The 20,601-nt window shown below is 72.9% G+C and carries 16 protein-coding genes; 12 read left to right on the forward strand and 4 right to left on the reverse strand.

Annotated elements, in window-relative coordinates; genetic code table 11:
* Positions 1-74 precede the first annotated feature (74 nt).
* Entirely contained in the window at positions 75-1,016 is a 942-nt protein-coding gene (locus tag ACLJN9_RS05155; RefSeq protein WP_410809879.1) for a DUF4349 domain-containing protein, read from the forward strand.
* Here the strand turns inward: ACLJN9_RS05155 and ACLJN9_RS05160 are convergent.
* Together ACLJN9_RS05160 and ACLJN9_RS05165 are read right to left on the reverse strand one after the other, a co-directional pair.
* Complete coding sequence (locus ACLJN9_RS05160; RefSeq protein WP_410809881.1) at positions 973-2,232, reverse strand: amidohydrolase; 1,260 nt, start codon at positions 2,230-2,232, stop codon at positions 973-975. The two genes, ACLJN9_RS05155 and ACLJN9_RS05160, sit on opposite strands and share 44 nt — an antisense overlap.
* A gap of 488 nt (positions 2,233-2,720) precedes the next feature.
* Entirely contained in the window at positions 2,721-4,304 is a 1,584-nt protein-coding gene (locus tag ACLJN9_RS05165) for a methylmalonyl-CoA mutase (protein WP_410809882.1), read from the reverse strand.
* Positions 4,305-4,510: 206 nt separating this feature from the next.
* Between ACLJN9_RS05165 and ACLJN9_RS05170 the strand changes: the two genes are divergently transcribed.
* On the forward strand, positions 4,511-6,562 hold the full coding sequence (locus tag ACLJN9_RS05170; RefSeq protein ID WP_410809884.1) for a serine/threonine-protein kinase: 2,052 nt from the start codon (positions 4,511-4,513) through the stop codon (positions 6,560-6,562).
* Between the two features lie 48 nt (positions 6,563-6,610).
* On the forward strand, positions 6,611-8,290 hold the full coding sequence (locus ACLJN9_RS05175; protein ID WP_410809886.1) for a phospho-sugar mutase: 1,680 nt from the start codon (positions 6,611-6,613) through the stop codon (positions 8,288-8,290).
* A gap of 9 nt (positions 8,291-8,299) precedes the next feature.
* Here ACLJN9_RS05175 and ACLJN9_RS05180 read toward each other — a convergent pair whose 3' ends face one another.
* Together ACLJN9_RS05180 and upp are read right to left on the reverse strand one after the other, a co-directional pair.
* The gene (locus ACLJN9_RS05180; RefSeq protein WP_410809888.1) at positions 8,300-8,977 is read right to left on the reverse strand and encodes a GOLPH3/VPS74 family protein; all 678 of its coding nucleotides are present in this window, start codon (positions 8,975-8,977) and stop codon (positions 8,300-8,302) included.
* A gap of 74 nt (positions 8,978-9,051) precedes the next feature.
* Entirely contained in the window at positions 9,052-9,684 is a 633-nt protein-coding gene (gene upp, locus ACLJN9_RS05185) for a uracil phosphoribosyltransferase (RefSeq protein WP_410809889.1), read from the reverse strand.
* A 147-nt stretch (positions 9,685-9,831) separates the two neighbouring features.
* Between upp and deoC the strand changes: the two genes are divergently transcribed.
* The 9 genes from deoC (at position 9,832) to cydC (ending at position 20,577) form a co-directional block, all read left to right on the forward strand.
* Positions 9,832-10,791, forward strand: coding sequence for a deoxyribose-phosphate aldolase (gene deoC / locus ACLJN9_RS05190; RefSeq protein WP_410809891.1), 960 nt, complete (start codon positions 9,832-9,834; stop codon positions 10,789-10,791).
* Between the two features lie 6 nt (positions 10,792-10,797).
* Positions 10,798-12,228 (forward strand): aldehyde dehydrogenase family protein, encoded by a 1,431-nt coding sequence (locus ACLJN9_RS05195; protein WP_410809892.1) that lies wholly within the window; start codon positions 10,798-10,800, stop codon positions 12,226-12,228.
* Positions 12,221-13,045: an aldehyde dehydrogenase family protein gene (locus tag ACLJN9_RS05200; RefSeq protein ID WP_410809894.1), complete on the forward strand. Its 825-nt coding sequence runs from the start codon at positions 12,221-12,223 to the stop codon at positions 13,043-13,045. The genes ACLJN9_RS05195 and ACLJN9_RS05200 overlap by 8 nt, the downstream gene beginning before the upstream one ends.
* A 146-nt stretch (positions 13,046-13,191) precedes the next feature.
* Complete coding sequence (locus tag ACLJN9_RS05205) at positions 13,192-13,725, forward strand: BlaI/MecI/CopY family transcriptional regulator (RefSeq protein WP_410809896.1); 534 nt, start codon at positions 13,192-13,194, stop codon at positions 13,723-13,725.
* Positions 13,726-13,735: 10 nt separating this feature from the next.
* Complete coding sequence (locus tag ACLJN9_RS05210; RefSeq protein WP_410809898.1) at positions 13,736-14,641, forward strand: M56 family metallopeptidase; 906 nt, start codon at positions 13,736-13,738, stop codon at positions 14,639-14,641.
* Between the two features lie 165 nt (positions 14,642-14,806).
* On the forward strand, positions 14,807-16,060 hold the full coding sequence (locus tag ACLJN9_RS05215; RefSeq protein WP_410809900.1) for a cytochrome ubiquinol oxidase subunit I: 1,254 nt from the start codon (positions 14,807-14,809) through the stop codon (positions 16,058-16,060).
* A gap of 4 nt (positions 16,061-16,064) precedes the next feature.
* The gene (locus ACLJN9_RS05220) at positions 16,065-17,075 is read left to right on the forward strand and encodes a cytochrome d ubiquinol oxidase subunit II (RefSeq protein WP_410809902.1); all 1,011 of its coding nucleotides are present in this window, start codon (positions 16,065-16,067) and stop codon (positions 17,073-17,075) included.
* A complete protein-coding gene (gene cydD / locus ACLJN9_RS05225) occupies positions 17,072-18,748 on the forward strand; it encodes a thiol reductant ABC exporter subunit CydD (protein ID WP_410809903.1) in 1,677 nt (558 codons plus the stop codon). The genes ACLJN9_RS05220 and cydD overlap by 4 nt, the downstream gene beginning before the upstream one ends.
* Complete coding sequence (gene cydC / locus ACLJN9_RS05230) at positions 18,745-20,577, forward strand: thiol reductant ABC exporter subunit CydC (RefSeq protein WP_410809905.1); 1,833 nt, start codon at positions 18,745-18,747, stop codon at positions 20,575-20,577. The genes cydD and cydC overlap by 4 nt, the downstream gene beginning before the upstream one ends.
* Positions 20,578-20,601 lie beyond the last annotated feature (24 nt).

Here is a 20,601-nt window from a genome sequence, read left to right on the forward strand (position 1 = left end):
GTCTGCCGGAACCAGCCGGCGGGCGCGTCGCGTCCGAGGTATCGCCACACCGGCTGATGACGATGGGAGCGGGGATGGACGGACGAGCGGGACGACGCCACGGGGTACTGGTGGCGGCAACGATACTGGTGGCGGCGCTGGCCCTGGCGGGGTGCGGTTCCGGTGACAGTGGGGCGCGGGACGCGGCGGGATCGGCGGCCGAGGCGCCGCCCGCGAACGGCGGCGTTGCGGACAAGGACAGCGCCGCGGGCGCGCCGGAGGCGGCCGGGGCCGGCGCACCGGACCTCCGCATCGACCAACGGGCGATCATCTACACCGGAACCATGCGGGTCCAGGTCGACGACGTGGACGCCGCTGCCCGCGACGTCGCCGCCGTCGTCACCCGGGCCGGTGGCTTCATCGGTGGCGACCAGCGGCGCAGTGCCAACGCCGACGCGGTGGCGGAGTTGCAGCTGCGGGTGCCGGCCGCGAAGTTCGCCGGGGTGGTGGAGGAGATCGCGAAGCTCGGCGAGCCGCAGAGCCGGGAGATCAGCACCCAGGACGTCACCGAGGAGACCGTCGACCTGGACGCGCGGATCATCAGTCAGCGCGCCCGGGTGGACAGCGCCCGCCGCCTGCTCGCCCGCGCCTCCTCGATCACCGACCTGGTCTCGCTGGAGAACGAGCTGGGTCGCCGGGAGGCCGACTTGGCCTCGCTGGAGGCGAAGAAACGGCGCCTGGCCGACCTGACCGCCCTGTCCACGATCACCGTGTCGCTGGCCGGCCCGGCGGCGAAGACCGCCGAAGAGAAGGCCGAGACCGGCTTCCTGGTCGGGCTGAAGGGCGGCTGGAGGGCGTTCGTCGCCTCGCTGACCATCCTGCTCACCGTGCTGGGTGCGCTGCTGCCCTGGCTGGTGACGCTCGGCGTCCCGCTTGCGGTACTGCTACTGCTGCTGCGCCGACGGCGGAAGGCTCCCGCCCAGGTCGCACCGGTCAGCGCACCGCTGCCAGTGCCCGCAGCGCGGTCTGCACCATGACGCGTACGCCGACCTGAATGGCCCGTTCGTCCACGTCGAAGGACGCGCGGTGCAGGTCGACGTTGGGGCCGGCGCGGCCCACGCCGAGGCGGGCGAGGGCGCCGGGGACGTACTCCAGGTACCAGGAGAAGTCCTCGCCGCCCATGCTCTGCGGCGTCTCGGCGATCCCTTCCGGGCCGAGCGCGGCGGCGGTGGCCGCGGTCAGCACCTGGATGGCACGGGAATCGTTGCTGACCGGCGGCCGGCCACGCAGGTATTCCAGGTCGACCGTGGCGCCGGTGGGGGCGATGACGTCGCGGACCACCTGGGCCACGATCTTGGGAGCCTGCTCCCAGGTGTCGCGGTCCATCACCCGCAGGGTGCCGGAGGCGCACGCCTCGGAGGGGATGACGTTGTAACGGGTGCCGGCCGCGGCGTGGCCGAAGACCAGCAGCAGCCCGCTGTTGGCCGGCACCCGACGGCTGACCAGGGCGGGCACCTCGGTGATCAGCCGGCCGAGCGCGTCCACCAGGTCGACGGTCAGGTGCGGGCGGGCGGTGTGCCCGCCCGGGCCGGACAGCCGCACGGTGACGTTGTCGGCGGCCGCGGTGATCGGGCCGACCCGCAGGCCGACCTGGCCGACCGGCAGGTTCGGGTCGCAGTGCAGCGCGAAGATCTGCACCACGTCGTCCAGCCCCCCGGCCTCGATGACCTCGAGCGAGCCGCAGGGCAGGATCTCCTCGGCCGGCTGGAAGATGAGCCGGACCCGGCCGTCCAGCTCGCCGAGGTCGGCGAGCTGAGCCAGCAGCATGCCGACGCCGAGCAGGATCGTCGTGTGCACGTCGTGGCCGCAGGCGTGGCAGACGCCCTCCACGGTGGACCGGTAGGGCACGTCCTTCGGGTCGTGCAGCGGTAGGGCGTCGATGTCGGCGCGCAGCGCGATGACCGGGCCGTCCGCGCGGCCGTCGACGTCGCAGATCACGCCGTTGCCCTTGGGCAGCAGCCGTGGGTGCAGCCCGGCCAGCGAGAGCTCCCGGGCGATGAGGGCGGCCGTCTCGAACTCGGTGCCCGAGAGCTCAGGGTGCGAGTGGAGGTGACGGCGCGTGGCGATCAGCCCCGGTACCCGGAGCGCGAGGAGGTGGTCCAGATCGCGGGGCAGGGGCTGGGACCCTGGCGGTGTCTCCGGCCAGGACGACGCCAGCTGACTACCCGTGGGCAGCGTCAACGCACTCGTCACGTCGAATTCTCGATTACTGGAGATGGATGGATCATCGGGGACAGCAGACAGCCTAGACCTCCGGCGGTGACGCTGCGCAACCTCGTTCCGGTAATGATCGGACCGCGCAGCGTCACGTATGCCCTGCTGGGAGCGCTCGGAGATCTGCGGGACAGCAGGTAGATCGCGGTCGAACGCCGTCATCTGCCCCTCACCTCCTACAACGCGTAACCGATCGCGGCGGCCAGGAATCCTCGGCGCCTCGCACGGGCCCACATTGCGAATTGTCGCATTAGTCGGGGTGATGAACTGACACTCCGACAATTAGCCGACCACGCTCCGCAGCGACCGGATAAGGACGCTCACACGCGCTTGTCGGCCATGACCGCACACGGTGTGCGTCCCCGTTCACCCGAGCGGGTAACCCCCAAACCGGGTCCGCTTTCGACTGTAGCGCCGCAATGGGCAACCAAACCGGTGCTGACCTGCGAGAACGTCCGGACGGGCGATCAGAACCGATCGGTGGGCCGGTAGAGCCCCCACGCCTCGCGCAGCGTTCCGCAGACCTCACCGATGGTGGCCCGGGCGCGCAGGGCCTCCTTCATCGGGTACAGCACGTTCTCCGTCCCGTCGGCGGCGGCCCGCAACCGGGCGAGGGCACCCGCCACGGCCTCGGCGTCCCGCTCGGCGCGCAGCCGGACCAGCCGCTCGGCCTGGGTCGCCTCGATCGTCGGATCGACCCGTAGCGGCTCGTACGGCTCCTCCTCGTCCACCGTGAACCGGTTGAGCCCCACCACGACCCGCTCACCCGAGTCGATCTCCTGGGCGATCCGGTACGCGGACTGCTCGATCTCCCGCTTCTGGAACCCGGCCTCGATGGCGTCGACCGCCGAACCGTGGTCGGCCACCCGCTCCATCAGCTCGACGGCGGCGGCCTCGATCTCGGCGGTCATCGCCTCGACCACGTACGAGCCGGCGAACGGGTCGACGGTGGCGGTCAGATCCGTCTCGTACGCCAGCACCTGCTGGGTACGCAACGCGAGCCGCGCGGCCTTCTCGGTCGGCAGCGCGATCGCCTCGTCGAAGCTGTTGGTGTGCAGCGACTGGGTGCCGCCGAGCACCGCGCCCAGCCCCTGCACCGCGACCCGGACCAGGTTCACCTCCGGCTGCTGGGCGGTGAGCTGCACGCCGGCGGTCTGGGTGTGGAACCGCAGCATCGTCGACTTGGGATCCTTGGCGCCGAAGTCGTCGCGCATCAGCCGGGCCCAGATTCGCCGGGCGGCGCGGAACTTCGCCACCTCCTCGAGCAGCGTGGTGCGGGCCACGAAGAAGAACGACAGCCGGGGCGCGAAGTCGTCCACGGCCAGACCCGCCGCCAGTGCCGCCCGGACGTACTCCACGCCGTTGGCCAGGGTGAACGCGATCTCCTGCGCGGGCGTCGCGCCGGCCTCCGCCATGTGGTAGCCGGAGATGGAGATGGTGTTCCACTTCGGCACCTCGGTGCGGCAGTACGCGAATGTGTCGGCGACCAGGCGCAACGACGGCTTCGGCGGGAAGATGTACGTCCCCCGGGCGATGTACTCCTTGAGGATGTCGTTCTGGATGGTGCCGTTGAGGGCCGCGCCGGCGACGCCGTTCTCCTCGGCCACGAGTTGGTAGAGCAGCAGCAGCACCGATCCGGGTGCGTTGATCGTCATCGAGGTGGAGACCTTGTCCAGCGGGATGTCGGCGAAGAGCAGCCGCATGTCCTCGATGGAGTCGATGGCGACGCCCACCTTGCCGACCTCACCGTGCGCGATCGGCTCGTCGGAGTCGTAGCCCATCTGGGTCGGCAGGTCGAAGGCGACCGAGAGGCCCATCGTGCCGGCGCGCAGCAGCTGGTGGTACCGCGCGTTGGACTCGGTGGCGGTGCCGAAGCCGGCGTACTGGCGCATCGTCCACGGGCGCGAGGTGTACATCGTGGGATAGACCCCCCTGGTGTACGGGAACTCGCCCGGTGCGCCCGAGCGGGCGTCCAGGTCCTCCGGAAGGTCGGCCGCCGTGTAGACGCCCTTGATCGGAAAACCGGACTCGCTTGACCGCCGTTCACTCATCCCCGGATGGTAGGACGCGTGGGCGTGCCGTCGGGTGAGGGATACCGCACAGCGCGTCCCGACGGGTCGACAGGAGGTGAACGACCGGGCACGTTCTGTCGACTTAGGTAAACGTCCGCCGCGTCGGCTTTCGCATCGGGCGTCGGAACCAGCAAGATAGGGGGGTTGTGTCCCAGCCCCCCTCGATTTCCCCCGGTGGCTTTTCTGTGACTCAGATCCCGACGTGGAGCGGCGGACCGGTCAGTCCCGCCAACGGACGAGCGGCGCCCGGCACCACCATCGGTGGCCGGTACTCGCTGCGATCCTCGGTGGGCAACGGCGGCATGGGTACGGTGTGGCGCGCCACCGACACCCTGCTGCGCCGAGACGTGGCGGTGAAGGAGGTCGTCCTGCCCCCGGGGCTGGCCCCCAGCGACCGTGACGCCATGTACGAACGCACCCTGCGCGAAGCCCGCGCGGCGGCCGCCATCCAGCACCCTTCGGTGGTGCAGGTGTACGACGTGGTCACCGAGGCCGGCCGGCCGTGGATCGTGATGGAGCTGCTGGACGCCCGCAGCCTCGCCGACATGGTGATCGAGGACGGGCCGGTCGCTCCCCGCGCGGTCGCCAAGATCGGCATCGCGCTGCTCGGCGCGTTGGAGGTCGCACACGCGATCGGCGTGCTGCACCGCGACGTCAAACCGGCCAATGTGCTGATCTGCACCGACGGGCGCTGCGTGCTGACCGACTTCGGGGTCGCCCGGATGCCCACCGACGTCCAACTCACCACCCCCGGCATGGTGCTCGGCTCGCCGCACTTCATCTCGCCCGAACGCGCCATGGGCCAGGAGTTCGGGCCGCCGAGCGACCTCTTCTCGCTGGGTGTGACGCTCTACACGGCCGTCGAGGGGCGGCCCCCGTTCGACAAGGGCGACCCGATCGAGACCATGCACGCCGTGGTCGAGGATCCGCCCGCTCCGCCGCAACGCAGCGGGCCGCTGACCCGGGTGCTGATGGGTCTGTTGGAGAAGGACCCCGCCCGCCGGCTGGACGTGCACACCTCCCGGTCCATGCTGCGCGAGCTGCTCGCCGGCGCCCTGGGCAGCACCGCCACCGCCGTGCACTCGGTCACCGACCCGTACGCCGTGGTGCCGGTGCAGCAGCGCCCGGCGCCCGTTCCGCCGCCGGCCCAGCCGGACCCGAAGTCGGACAACCAGATCGGCGGCCGGGCGATGCTGGCCCCCGGCGAGTCGTTGACCGACCGGTTGGCCTCGTTGCGCCGGGGCAAACGCCCGCAGCAGGTCGGTGCGACCGGGCTCGACGACACCAGCGCCGACGCGCTGGCCGGCCCGCTGCACACCCCCACCGGCGCGATGCCGGCACCCGGCCGACCTACCACCGGGCGCACCTACGGCGGCAACGCGGACGCCACCCAGCGGGTGGACGCCGGTGGCCACCCGGACGCCACCCAGCGGGTCGCCTACGGCAGTCAGCCCGACGCCACCCAGCAGGTCGGCTACGGCGGCACGCCGGAGGCCACCCAACGCATCGGCGGCACCTACGGCGGCGGCAACCAGTGGTCGGTGCCGGGCACCGGCCAGCCCTGGGCCACGTCGGCCACCGCATCCGGCGGCGGCGCCCTGGACAAGGTCCGCGCCACCGGGGGCCAGCTGGTCGGCACGGTCAAGGGCTGGCCCCGCAAGGTGCAGCTCGCCGCGGCCGGTGGGCTGGCCGTGGTGCTGCTGCTCGCCGTGGTGGTGCTGACCAGCGGCGACGATTCCACGCCGAGCACCCCGCAGGCCCAGCCCTCCCCGTCCGCCCCGGCTGGCCCAGCAGTGGAGATGCAGGAGCACTCCGGCCGGGGCGTCCAGGTGATGGTCCCGAAGGGCTGGAAGAAGGCCACCGGCGGCAGCTACACCGACTACGTCGACCCGGAGGACGAGGGTCGCAAGATCCGGATTCTCACCGAGAAGTGGACCGGTACGCCGACCCGCTGGGCGGAGAGCGCACAGAACTTCCTCCGCACCAAGAGCACGTCCTGCAAGAAGCCGTACGCGCAGGTCGCGCTCAACGAGGGCGAGTCGGCGGGCAGCCCCGGCGTCGAGTTCGAGTACACCTGCGGCGAGGGTGGCGACATGCGCCACGGGGTGTGGCACGCGGTGGTCAACGACGGCAAGGCCTACTCGTTCTACCTGTCCTCCAGCGACGCCCGGTACGGCGAGAGCAAGCCGATCTTCGACGAGATGGTGCGGACGTTCCAGCTCACCGGCGACGGCTGAGCCGGGAGGAACCGACAGCGGTGATCCGCCGCCGTGCTATCAAGGGGCATGGCGGCGGACACCACTGACATCGACGACATTCGCGAGCGAGCCCGGCGTTGGCTCGCCGACGACCCGGACCCGGCGAGCCGGGACGAGCTGACGGCGGTGCTCGACCGGCTGCCGGCGAGCGCCCCGGAGCTGGCCGACAGGTTCGCCGGTCCGTTGACCTTCGGCACCGCGGGCCTGCGCGGCCCGCTGCGCGCCGGCCCCAACGGGATGAACCTCGCCGTGGTCACGCAGGCCGCCGCCGGCCTGGTCGGCTGGCTCGCCGCCCAGGGCGGCACCGGCCCACTGGTCATCGGGTACGACGCACGGCACGGCTCCCGCGAGTTCGCCGAGCGCACCGCCCAGGTGAGCACCGGTGCCGGCCGACCGGCGCTGCTGCTGCCCCGCCCACTGCCCACCCCCGTGCTGGCGTACGTGGTGCGCCAGCTCGGAGCGGTGGCCGGCGTGATGGTCACGGCCAGCCACAATCCGCCCCAGGACAACGGGTACAAGGTCTATCTCGGCGCGGAGCTGGGTGGGGAACTGGGCGCCGGTGCGCAGATCGTGCCTCCCGCCGACGCCGGCATCGAGGCGGCCATCCGGGCGGTCGGCCCGCTGGGCGAGGTGCCACTGGGCCCACCCGGTCAGGTGCTCGGTGACGACGTCGTCGCCTCGTACGTCGAGCGGGCTGTCGCGGTGATCGCGCCGGACGGGCCACGCGACCTCACGGTGGCGTACACCCCGTTGCACGGGGTGGGCGCCGCGGTGCTCACCGCCGTCTTCGCCCGGGCCGGCTTCCCGGTGCCCGGGTTGGTTCCCGAGCAGGCCGAGCCGGACCCGGCGTTTCCCACCGTGTCGTTCCCCAACCCGGAGGAGCCGGGGGCGGTGGACCGGCTGATCGCGTTGGCCGACTCCACCGGCGCCGACCTGGCCATCGCCAACGACCCCGACGCGGACCGCTGCGCCGTGGTGGTCCGCGACGGCGTCTCGGACGGTCGGCAGAGCTGGCGGATGCTGCGCGGCGACGAGGTGGGCGCGCTGCTCGCCGACCACCTGATGCGTCGTGGGGTGACCGGTCTCTACGCCACCACCATCGTCTCGTCGTCGCTGCTCCGGGCCATGTGCGCGGCGCGGGGGCTGCCGTACGACGAGACGCTGACGGGCTTCAAGTGGATCGTCCGGGCCGGCGGCGGAAGCGCGCCACTGGTCTTCGGCTACGAGGAGGCGCTCGGCTACTGCGTCGCCCCGGAGCACGTACGGGACAAGGACGGCATCACCGCCGCGCTGACCGTGGCCGAGCTGGCTGCCGGCCTCAAGACACAGGGTCGTACGGTGACCGACCGACTGGACGAGCTGGCCGCCGAGTTCGGTGTGCACCACACCGACCAGCTCTCCGTACGGGTGGACGACCTGCGGGAGATCGCCGACGCGATGGCCCGGATCCGGGCGGCCACCCCCACCACGCTGTCGGGGCACCCGGTCGACACCATCCAGGACCTGCTGCCGGAGGCAGACGTGGTGATCCTGCGCACCGGGGTGGCCCGGGTGGTGATCCGCCCCTCCGGGACGGAGCCGAAGCTCAAGGCGTACCTCGAGGTGGTGGAGCCGGTCACCGACGGTGACGTCCCGGCGGCCCGCAGCCGGGCGGCGCAGGCCGTCGCCGGACTTCGCGCCGACGTCGGCGCTGCTCTCGGCATCTGAGGGCGGCGGTCAGCGGCGGGGGCCGAGGGCCTGGTCCACGGCCTTCGCCAGGGCGGCGACCACCAGGCCGACCGAGGGGCGGACCACCGAGTCGTCGGTGCTCACCTCGCCGGAGAAGCCGGCGCCGGTGGCGATATCGGTCAACCGCCGACGGGCGTCCGCCGCGGCGTCGCCGCTCACCCCGAGCGCGGATTCCATCCGCAGCACCACGACCAGGGTGGCCAGCGCGGCGGTCCGCTCGTCCGGGGCGGCCGCGCCGGTCAGCGCCTCGGCCAGCCGCAGCCGGGTCTCCGCCTCGACGGAGCGGTCCACCACCGGGTAGCGGTGCACGTGGATGAAGCCCAGCTCGGTCTCGTCGACGTCCCGGACCACGCCCTGCCGGCACAGGTCGCCGAGGATCCGGTCGCGCAGGCCGTGCCGCAGGCGCTGCACCCACGAGGCCGGGGTGTGCGGCGTGTCGGCGGCGATCCGGCCGAGCACCTCGTCGGTGACCGGTTCGCCGGTGGGCGTCGGGTCGACCACGGTCAGGGACCCGTCTCCGTACGCGATCCGGCCCGCCAGGGCCAGCTCGACCAGGACCGCGGCGGCCATGCCCAGGTCGAGACTGATCCGCGGCATGGTCGCCTTGCCGGTCGAGTCGTCGTACGCGAGCAGCAGCAGCTCTTCGGCGAGCGCAACACCAGTCATGGCCCGAGACGGTAGCGGGTCCGCGCACCACCGCGCACGGACCCGCCGGGACCGGTCACCGACCGGGTGGCGCATCAGAAGCGCGGCATGCCGCCGAACTGCCGGTCGCCGGCGTCACCCAGACCGGGAACGATGAACATGGAGTCGTTCAGCCCGTCGTCGATCGCTGCGGTGACCAGGCGCAACGGCAGGCCGGAGCGCTCGAGCCGCTCGATGCCGACCGGTGCGGCCAGCACGCAGAGCACGGTGATGTCGGTGCAGCCCCGGTCGGCGAGCAGCCGGCAGCAGTGCTCCAGCGAGCCGCCGGTGGCGAGCATCGGGTCGAGCACCAGCACCGGCAGGCCGGCCAGGTCGCGGGGCAGCGACTCCATGTACGCCCGCGGCTCGTAGGTCTGCTCGTCGCGGGCCAGGCCGACGAAGCCCATCGAGGACTCCGGCAGCAGGCCGAGCGCGGCGTCCGCCATGCCCAGGCCGGCCCGCAGCACCGGCACCAGCAGCGGCGGGTTGGCCAGCCGGGTGCCCTCGGTGCCGGTGACCGGCGTCTGCACCGGGTACCGCTCGACGGGGAAGGAGCGCGCCGCCTCGTACACCAGCATCGTGGTCAGTTCGTGCAGCGCCTCCCGGAACGTCGAGGAATCGGTGCGCGCGTCCCGCATGGCGGTCAGCCGAGACTGGGCCAGCGGGTGGTCAATGACGTGTACGTCCACGATCGCTCAACCTACCGGTCCGTTCGGCAGGGCGGTGCGGGTGCGGTCGGACCAGCGACGCCGCTCACGTCCGCGCGCATCCGCTCACCCCCCGCGCGGCGATCGTGAGCAAGATCACTCGGCTTCCCGGTGCGTAGACTTCGGGGCATGACGGCGACAACGACGTCGGCCCGGTCGGAGCTCTCCGAGCTGGGACGATCCGAGACCGCTCTGCGGACCTTCCTGCACGGCCTGCCCGGCGTGGACCAGGTTGGCGTGGAGCAGCGGGCGGCACAGCTCGGCACCCGCTCCATCAAGACCACAGCCAAGGCGCAGGCGATCGACCTGGCGATCCGGATGGTCGACCTGACGACCCTGGAGGGGGCGGACACCCCCGGCAAGGTGCGCGCACTGGCCGCGAAGGCCCTGCGCCCCGACCCGGCCGACCCGTCCTGCCCGCACGTCGGCGCGGTCTGCGTCTACCCGGCGATGGTTCCGTACGTCGCCGAGGTGCTGCGCGGCAGCAACGTGCACCTGGCCAGCGTCGCGACCGCCTTTCCGTCGGGCCAGGCGCCGCTGGAGATCAAGCTCGCCGACACCCGGGCCGCCGTCGCGGCCGGTGCCGACGAGATCGACATGGTCATCAACCGGGGTGCGTTCCTGGCCGGGCGCTACTCCGAGGTCTACGACGAGATCGTGGCCACCAAGGAGGCCTCCGGGGACGCGCACCTCAAGGTGATCCTGGAGACCGGCGAGCTGGCCACCTACGACAACGTCCGTCGGGCCTCGTGGCTGGCCATGCTGGCCGGCGGCGACTTCATCAAGACCTCCACCGGCAAGGTCCCGGTGGCCGCGACGCTGCCGGTGACCCTGGTGATGCTGGAGGCGGTCCGCGACTTCCGCGAAGCGACCGGGCGGCAGGTCGGCGTGAAGCCCGCCGGCGGCATCAAGACCACCAAGGACGCCACCAAGTACCTGGTGATGGTCAACGAGACCGTCGGCCCGGACTGGCTCGACCCGGACTGGTTCCGCTTCGGCGCGTCCAGCCTGCTCAACGACCTGCTGATGCAGCGCACCAAGCTGACGACCGGCGTCTACTCCGGTCCCGACTACTTCACCCTGGACTGATAGCCGATGTTCGAATACGCACCCGCCCCCGAGTCCCGCTCGGTGGTGGACCTCAAACCCTCCTACGGGCTCTTCATCGACGGTACGTTCGTCGACCCGACCGACGGCGGCAGCTTCAAGTCGATCAACCCCGCCTCCGAGGAGGTGCTGGCCGAGGTGTCCGAGGCCGGCGTCCAGGACGTGGATCGTGCGGTGCGGGCCGCCCGGAAGGCGTACGACAAGGTCTGGGGTCCGATGCCGGGCCGGGACCGGGCCAAGTACCTGTTCCGGATCGCCCGGCTTCTCCAGGAGCGCTCCCGCGAGCTGGCCGTGCTCGAGTCACTGGACAACGGCAAGCCGATCAGGGAGTCGCGCGACGTCGACCTGCCGCTGGTCGCCGCGCACTTCTTCTACTACGCGGGCTGGGCCGACAAGCTGGGTCACGCTGGTTTCGGGTCCAACCCGCGGCCGGTCGGCGTGGCCGCGCAGGTCATCCCGTGGAACTTCCCGCTGCTCATGTTGGCCTGGAAGATCGCCCCGGCGCTCGCGGCGGGCAACACGGTGGTGCTGAAGCCCGCCGAGACCACTCCGCTCAGCGCGCTGCTGTTCGCCGAGATCTGCCAGCAGGCCGACCTGCCAGCAGGCGTCGTCAACATCGTCACCGGCGCCGGTGACACCGGCCGGTCGCTGGTCGAGCACCCCGGGGTGGACAAGGTCGCCTTCACCGGCTCCACCGACGTCGGCCGGGCCATCGCCCGCTCGGTCGCCGGCACCCACAAGAAGCTCACCCTGGAGCTTGGCGGCAAGGCCGCCAACATCGTCTTCGACGACGCGCCGATCGACCAGGCGGTCGAGGGCATCGTCAACGGCATCTTCTTCAACCAGGGGCACGTCTGCTGCGCCGGCTCCCGGCTGCTCGTCCAGGAGAACGTCGCCGACCGGGTGCTGGAGTCGCTGAAGCGGCGGATGGCCCACCTGCGGGTGGGCGACCCACTGGACAAGAACACCGACGTCGGCGCGATCAACTCGGCCGCCCAGTTGGAGCGGATCCGCGAGCTGTCCGACGCCGGTTCGGCCGAGGGCGCCGAGCGTTGGTCACCGCCGTGCGAGCTGCCCGACCGGGGCTTCTGGTTCGCGCCGACGATCTTCACCGGCGTCACCCAGGCGCACCGGATCGCCCGTGAGGAGATCTTCGGGCCGGTGCTGTCGGTGCTCACGTTCCGCACTCCGGCCGAGGCCGTCGAGAAGGCCAACAACACGCCGTACGGGCTGTCGGCCGGAATCTGGACCGACAAGGGATCCCGGATCCTGTGGACGGCCGACCGGCTGCGGGCCGGAGTCGTCTGGGCCAACACGTTCAACAAGTTCGACCCCACCTCGCCGTTCGGTGGCTACAAGGAGTCGGGCTACGGTCGCGAGGGCGGCCGGCACGGGCTGGAGGGGTACCTCAATGTCTGAGCGGGTCGCGGTACGCAAGACGTACAAGCTCTTCATCGGCGGGAAGTTCCCGCGCAGCGAGTCGGGACGGTCGTATCTCGTGCAGTCCTCGAATGTGTCACTGGCCTCCCGCAAGGACGCCCGGGACGCGGTGGTCGCCGCCCGCGCCGCCGTCAAGGGCTGGGCCGGGGCGACCGCGTACAACCGTGGTCAGATCCTCTACCGCGCCGCCGAGATGCTGGAGGGCCGCCGCGAGCAGTTCGTCGCCCTCGGTGTGCCCGGCGACGAGGTGGACGCCGCGGTGGACCGCTGGGTCTGGTACGCCGGCTGGGCCGACAAGCTCCCCCAGGTGTACGGCGGCGCCAACCCGGTCGCGGGCCCGTACTTCAACCTGTCCGCGCCCGAGCCGACCGGCGTGGTCGCCGTCGTCGCCCCGGAGCGCCCGGCGCTGCTCGGCCTGGTCAGCGTGATCGCACCGGCGATCGTCACCGGCAACACGGTGGTGGTGGCGGCGTCGGCGACCGAGCCGCTCGCGGCGGTGACGCTGGCCGAGGTGCTGGCCACCTCCGACCTGCCCGGCGGAGTGGTCAACATCCTCACCGGGAGGATCGCCGAGACCGCGCCGACGTTGGCCGCGCACATGGACGTCAACGCGATCGACCTGACCGGGCTGGCCGACGCCGAGCTGGCGACCGACCTGGAGGTCAAGGCGGCGGACAACCTGAAGCGGGTGCTCCGCCCGGCCCAGGCCAACCACGACTGGTCCGCCGACCCGGGCCTGACCCCGATGACCGCCCTGCTGGAAACCAAGACGGTCTGGCACCCGAAGGGCGTGTGAGCGGGGCTTCCGGCCCGTGGTGCCGGCCGCGTCGGCGGGGGTGATCATGGTGTTGGCGGGGCGGATGATCTTCTGAGGGCCCGTCAACCTCATGATCGACCTGGTCGGGTGGGTCGGGGGTCTACTACGGGGGGTAGGATTGCGGGGTGACTCGGTTGGGCGATCTTGAGCGTGCGGTGATGGACGTGCTGTGGGATGTGGTCCCCGGCACGTCGGACGGCGTCACCGTGCGCGAGGTCGCCGACGCGCTCGACGGCCGCGAGCTGGCCTACACCACGGTGATGACCGTCCTGGATCGGCTCGCCGGCAAGGGCATGGTGCAGCGGGAGCGGGAGGGTCGGGCCTGGCGGTACCGGCCCGCGGCCACCCGCGAGGCGCACATCGCCAAGCTCATGCTCGACGCCCTCGACCTGGGTGGCAGCAGGGACGCCGCGCTGGTGCGCTTCGCCCACTCGGTGACCGGCACCGAAGCCGACGTGCTCCGGGCGGCCCTGAGCGCCGAGGCCGGACAGACCGGGTCGAGCGCCAGCGGAGGCGATGCCGGGCCGGCAGGGCCGGGCACCGCCGTTGGCGGGACCGGGGCGAGCCGGCCGAGCACTCCCGAGGCGGGTGTCGAGCTGACCGACCGGGTGGACGGGCCTACCGGCCGCCGTCCTGCCGACGAGGCAGCGGAGCGGTAGGGCGAGCGCCATGGCCTACGCCGTGCACTTCGCCGCAACCATGGTGGCCTGCTACCTGACCGCTCAGGTGCTGGCCCGGTCCACCTGGACGTGGCGTAGCCCCCGGGTGGCGATCGTCTGCTGGCAGGCGGTCGGGTTGGCGCTGGGCCTCTCCGCGATGGGCCTGCCGATGGCGCTCGGCGTGAGCGCGTACGACCAGCCGACCGGCGGTGCACTGCTCGCCCTGGCCGCCGACCTCGGCCGAGGCACCCTGCCGATCGGGGTGACGGCCTTGCACCTGGCGGGCGTCGGGGTGGGCTTCGGCATCGGGGCGGTGCTGGTCACCACGACCGTGCGCAGCATCCACGGCACCGTACGCGCCCAGCGCCGCCACCGGGACCTGCTCACGCTGGTCGCCAGGGATGACCCGGCCGCACCCGGTGCGCTGGTGCTGGACCATCCGAGCGCTGCGGCGTACTGCCTGCCGGGCGTGAAGCCGCAGGTGGTGGTCAGCGCCGGGACGCTGAGCCTGCTGGATCGGGCCGAGCTGGCCGCCGTGCTCACCCACGAGCGCGCGCACGCCAACGAGCGGCACGACCTGGTACTTCTGCCGTTCACCGCGCTGTGCCGCGCGTTGCCGTGGTTCGGCTGGGTCCGCGACGCACACGAGCGGGTCGCCCTGCTGGTGGAGATGCGCGCCGACGACAAGGCGCGCGAGCTGCACGCGGAGGAGCCGCTGGCCGGGGCGCTGCGCCGTTTCGCCGCCGCCGGCCACCGCGTCACGCCGGCCGGCGCGCTGGGAATGGGCGATCGGGACCTGGACGTACGCGTGCAGCGACTGCTGGTCAGCGACCGGCCGCCCCGCCTGCTCGGTGGCATCGCTCTCGCGGTCGCCACCACGCTCGTCGCCTTGCCGGTCAGCCTCTTCCTGAGCTGACCGACCGACAGCACCGCAGCCCGCCCGGTTCGAGAGCGAAGCCCTGGACCCCTAACTACTACAAACTGTCGTAGGATTTACTACGACGCAGCGTAGTAGCAAATGCGTAGGAATCCTACGTGTAGGGTTGCTACGCCAAGGGAGCCAACCTACGGAGAGCCGGCCATGGACACGCTGCTCCTCGCCCGCCTGCAGTTCGCCACCACCACATCGATCCACTTTCTGTTCCTGGTCGTCACGCTCGGACTGGTCACCCTGCTGGTCGGGATGCAGACCGCCTGGGTGGTCACCGGCAACCCGACCTGGGAGCGGCTGACCCGGTTCTGGGGCCAGCTCTACGTGATCAACTATGTGCTCGGCATCGCCACCGGCGTCGTGCTGGAGTTCCAGTTCGGGCTGAACTGGAGCGGCCTGTCGCGCTACGTCGGCAACGTCTTCGGCGCACCGCTCGCCATCGAGACACTCGTGGCGTTCTTCCTGGAGTCCACGTTCCTCGGGATGTGGATCTTCGGCTGGCACCGGCTCGGCAGGGGCGTCCACCTCTCGCTGCTCTGGGGCGTGGCCATCACCGCGTACGCCTCGGCTTTCTGGATCATGGTGGCCAACTCCTGGCTGCAGCACCCGGTCGGCTACGAGGTCCGCGACGGGATCGCCCACCTCACCGACTTCGGCGCGCTGCTCACCAACCCCAGCCTCGGCATGGCGTTCGGGCACGTGGTCTCGGCCGGGTTGCTGGTCGGCGGGATGCTGATGGCGGCCGTCAGCGCCTGGCACCTGATCCGGCGTACCGGAGACCACGCGCTCTTCCGCACCTCGCTGCGGATCGGCCTGGTCACCGCGGCGCTCGCGATCAGCCTGGTGCAGGGGTTCGGCTTCGCCCAGTTCGGCCCGGTCGGTGCGGTGCAGCCGACCAAGTTCGGCGGAGACAGCCCGCAGGCCCGGGCCCTGATCGCCGAGTGGACGGCGCGATTCGGTCCCGGCGACTACACCCCACCGGCGCTGGCGAGCGTCGGGCTGGGCTTCATGATCCTCGTCGGCGTCACCCTCGGCTGTGTCTGGCTGCTGCTGCCACTGCTCTTCCGGGACTGGATCATCCGGCTGCGCTTTCCGCTCTGGATCGTCCTGTTCGCCCTGCCGCTGCCCTTCGTGGCCGTGATCCTCGGCTGGATCGCCCGGGAGGTCGGCCGCCAGCCCTGGGTGGCGTACGGGCTGCTCCCCACCGACCGGGCGGTCTCCCCGGTCGGCGCACCGGTGATGCTCGCCTCGCTGATCGGGTTCAGCCTGCTGCTCGGCACCCTCGCCGCCACCAACTGGGTCCTGCTCGCCCGGCATGCGGCCCGGGGCGCGGTCGACCCGGCGCTCGGCCGCCCGCCGGCACCGCCGACCGAGCCGGCCCACCCCGAACCCGCCCTCGCCTGAGGAGATGATCGTGGACCTCGCCTGGTACGCCCTGCTCGGCTTCTTCTTCGCCGGCTACCTGGTGCTGGCCGGCTACGACTACGGCATTGGGCTACTGCTCGCGCGGGGCGGCCCAGCCGGTCGGCGGGCAGCCCTCACCGCTCTCGGCCCGTACTTCCTCGGCAACGAGGTCTGGCTGGTGGCAGCCGTGGGCATCCTCTTCGGCGCCTTCCCGGTGCTGGAGGGTGAGCTGCTCTCCGGGTGCTATCCGGCGGTCGCCGGCGCTCTGGTCGGGGTGATCCTGGTCATCGTCGGGGTGCAGCTCCGCAGCCGACCGACCGACGAACGGATCCGGGCCCGGTGGGACCGGGTCGTGGTGGTCGGCAGCGTGCTCGCCGCGTCGGGCTGGGGCGTGCTGCTGGCCGCGCTGCTGCAGGGCGTACCCCGGCAGGCCGCCGGGCACGTCACCGGGATGTCGCACCTGGCCACGCCGTTCGCGGCCGCCACCGCGCTGACCATGCTCGCGCTGGTCGCGGTGCACGGTGCGACGTTCCTCACCCTGCGCCTGCCCGCCGCCGACGCCGCCCAGGTCGGCCGCACGGCCCGCCGCCTGGTGCCGGTGGCGCTCACCGCGGTTGCCCTGGCCACCGTCGTGGGCCTGCTCTCCGACCGGGTACGCGACGCCGTCCAGCGGCCGGCTCCGGCCGTACTCCTGCCGGTGTTGCTGGTGGCGGCGCTGCTGGTGGCCCGCGCGGCGCTCGACCGGCGGCGGCCGGGGTGGGCGCTGGTCGCCACCGGCGCGGCCCTGGCGCTGCCCGTGGCGCTGGTCGGCGCGGCCCTCTGGCCCTACGTGCTGGTGTCCACGACCGACCCGGGCGCGTCACTGACGGTGGCCGACGCCGCCGCCAGCGCACCGACACTGCGGCTGCTCGGCTGGGTGGCGCTACCGCTGCTGCCGGCCCTACTAGGCTTCCAGGCGATGTGCTGGTGGGTTTTCCGGGGACGAACCGACGGCAGGGCACCGGTGTACTGGTGAGCCGCCGTCCCTTCGACCCGCGTCTGCTGCGCCGGGTCCCCGCGGCCCGGCGCGATCTTGCCGTGCTCGCCCTCCTCGGCGTGCTCGCCGCCGGGCTGATCGTGGCGCAGGCCACCGCGTTGGCGGCCGTGCTGGCCACCGCCGTCGACGGCCGGCTGGACCGACCGGCGCTGGTCGGGTTCGTGGTGGCGGTCGCCGCGCGTTCCGCGCTGGTCTGGGCGCAGGGCACCGTCTCGGCGCGGGTCGCCGCCACGGTCAAGGCCGCGCTGCGGGCCGACCTGCTCGCCGCGGTGGGGCGACACGGGCCGGGCTGGGTGGCCGGGCAGCGGGCCGGGCAGCTCGCCACCCTCACCGGGCGTGGGCTGGACGCGCTGGACGCGTACTTCACCGGGTACCTGCCGCAACTGGTGCTCAGCGTGACGGTGCCACTGGCGGTGCTGGCCAGGGTCGTCGTCGCCGACTGGAGCTCGGCGGTGATCATCGCGCTGACCCTGCCGCTCATCCCGGTCTTCGGCGCTCTGCTCGGCTGGCAGGCGCAGGCCGCCACCGACCGGCAGTGGCGTCGACTCTCCCTGCTGGGCGGGCACTTCCTCGACATGGTCGCCGGGCTGCCCACGCTGCGCGCGTTCGGACGGGCTCGGGCGCAGACCGACGTGGTCCGCCGGATGGCCGACGGGCACCGGGTCGCCACCATGAAGACGCTGCGGATCGCGTTCCTCTCCGCGCTCGTGCTGGAACTGGTCGCCACCCTCTCGGTGGCCCTGGTCGCGGTGCCGGTCGGCATCCGGCTGCTCGGTGGTGGCCTGGCCCTGCAGACCGCGCTGCTGGTGCTGCTGCTCACCCCCGAGGCGTACCTGCCGCTGCGGGCCGCCGGCAGCCGCTTCCACGCCAGCATGGAGGGGCTCACCGCGCTGGACGAGGCGCTCACCACCTCGGCTGCGCCCACCGCACCCCGGGCGTCCGAGGGCGCGGCCACCCCCGACGGGCGGGGTGGGATCCGGTTCGAGTCGGTGACCGTGGCGTACGAGCGGACCACCGCCCTGCGGGACGTGACCCTGACCGTCGCGCCCGGTGAGCGGATCGCCATCATCGGGCCCAGCGGCGCCGGCAAGAGCACCCTGCTCGGCCTGCTGCTCGGCTTCGTTACGCCGACCAGTGGCCGGATCACGGTCGGCGGGGTCGACCTCGCTGCCGCCGACCCGGACGCCTGGCGCCGGCAGGTGGCCTGGGTGCCGCAACGGGCCCACCTCTTCGCCGCCTCGCTGGCCGACAACATCCGGCTCGGCGCTCCGGACACCCCGGCCGAGGCGCTCGCCACCGCCGTGCACGACGCGGCCCTGGACGACGTGGTGTCCGGCCTCCCGGACGGGCTGGACACCCTGCTCGGCGAGCGCGGGCACGGGCTGTCCAGCGGGCAGCGGCAACGGGTGGCCCTGGCCCGGGCGTTCCTCCGGGACGCCCCGGTGGTGCTGCTCGACGAGCCCACCGCCCGGCTGGACACCGCAGCCGAGGCGGTGGTGCTCGACGCCACCCGCCGGTTGGTGGCCGGGCGAACCGCGCTGCTGGTCGCGCACCGGCCGGCGCTGCTGGCCGACGCCGACCGGATCCTGCGGATCGAGGACGGCAGGGTCACCGAGCTGACGCCCGAGCCGAGCGGAAAGGTGGCCCGATGAGCACGGCACCGGAGCCGCCGGCGTTCGGGCCCGGCCCGCTGGACGCGATACCGGAGTCGACGGCCGGCGCGACACCGGCCGGGCGGATGACCGCCGAACGGGCGGTGCTGCGGCTGGCCCGGCCCTACCTGGGCCGGCTCGTCGGCGCGGGGCTGCTCGCCGCCGCCACCGAGTTCGCCGGGCTCGCCCTGATGGCCACCGCCACCTGGCTGCTGATGAGCGCCGCCGGTCGGCCGCCGCTGGACCGGCTCACCGTGGCGATCGTCGCGGTCCGGGCACTGGCGATCAGCCGGGGCGTCTTCAGGTACAGCGAACGGCTCGCCGGGCACGACGCCGTCCTCCGCATGATCACCGACGTCCGGGCCCGGGTCTTCGCCACCCTCGCCGCCCGCCGCACCGTGGGGCACCGCTCGGGGGACGTGCTGAGCCGGCTGGTCTCCGACGTCGAGGCGGTCCAGGACCTGTTGCTGCGCGTGCTGGTGCCGGCCTCGGCGGCGGCCCTGGTCGGGTTGGTGACGGTCGCCGGGGCGGCACTGATCTCGCCGCCGGCCGCCGGTGTGCTCGCCCTCGGCCTGTTCGTCGCCGCGGTGGCGCTGCCCGCGCTGGCCACCGCGGTCACCCGACGCAGCGCGGCCGAGGTGGCCCCGCTGCGCGGCGCGCTGGCCACCGACGCGGTCGATCTCACCCACGGCGCCGCCGACCTGGCCGCGTTCGGCGCGACCGGAGCCGCCCTGCGCGCCGCCGAGCAGCGGGCCGGGCGGCTGGCCCGACTGGAACGCCGGTTGGCCGCCACCGGCTTCGCCGTGGACGCGGCCGGGGTGCTGATCGCAGGGCTGACCGCCGCGGCGGTGGTGCTGGCCGCGCTGGCCGCCGACGTGTCCGGGGTGCTGACCGGCGTGTTGGCCGTCGGCACGCTGGCCGCCGTCGAGGTGGCACTGGCCCTGGTCGCGGCGGCCCGGCAGTGGACCCAGCTGCGGCCCGGCCTGACCCGGGTCGCCGCCCTGCTCGACGCCGACACGCCTGCCCCACCCGCCGCCGTCGACCCGGCCGACCGGCCCACCGCCGGCCCGCACGAGCTGCGCTTCGTCGACGTGACCGTGCGGTACCGGGTCGGCGCCGCACCCGCACTCGACCGCGTCAGCGTGGACCTGCCGCCCGGGAGACGGATCGCGGTGGTCGGCCCGAGCGGCGCCGGCAAGAGCACCATGGCCGCCGTGCTGACCGGCGCGGTCCGCCCCACCTCCGGCCGCGTCACCCTCGACGACCACGACCTGTCGGCGTACGCCGAGGAGGAGCTGCCCCGCATGGTCGGCGGGCTGCTCGCCGAGGCGTACGTGTTCCACGCCACGGTCCGGGAGAACCTGCTGCTCGGCCGGGCCACCGCCGACGAGGAGGAGCTGACCGGCGCCACCGCCGCCGCTGGCCTGCTGGACTGGGTACGCGCCCAGCCTGCGGGCTGGGACACCGTCGTCGGCGAGGAGGGCGGCCAGCTCTCCGGTGGGCAGCGACAGCGGCTCGCGCTCGCCCGGGCCCTGCTCGCCGCAGCCCCGGTGCTGGTGCTCGACGAGCCCACCGAAGGGCTGGACCCGAGCGCCGCCGACTCGGTGCTCGCCTCGGCCCTCGCCGCCATCCCCGCCGGGCACTCGGTGCTGCTGATCAGCCACCGACTCAGTGGGCTGGACGAGCTGGACGAGATCGTCGTCCTCGACGGTGGTCGGGTTATCCAGCGCGGCCGGCACGCCGAACTGGTCGCCGCCCCCGGCTGGTACCGGGACCAGTGGCTGCTCCAGGCTGCGGCCGAACGCGGGTACCTGGCGCTCGTCCCCTGACCGCCCTCCGGGGCCGACCAGGGT

The organism is Micromonospora sp. 067-2 (assembly GCF_046549295.1).
Lineage (GTDB): Bacteria > Actinomycetota > Actinomycetes > Mycobacteriales > Micromonosporaceae > Micromonospora.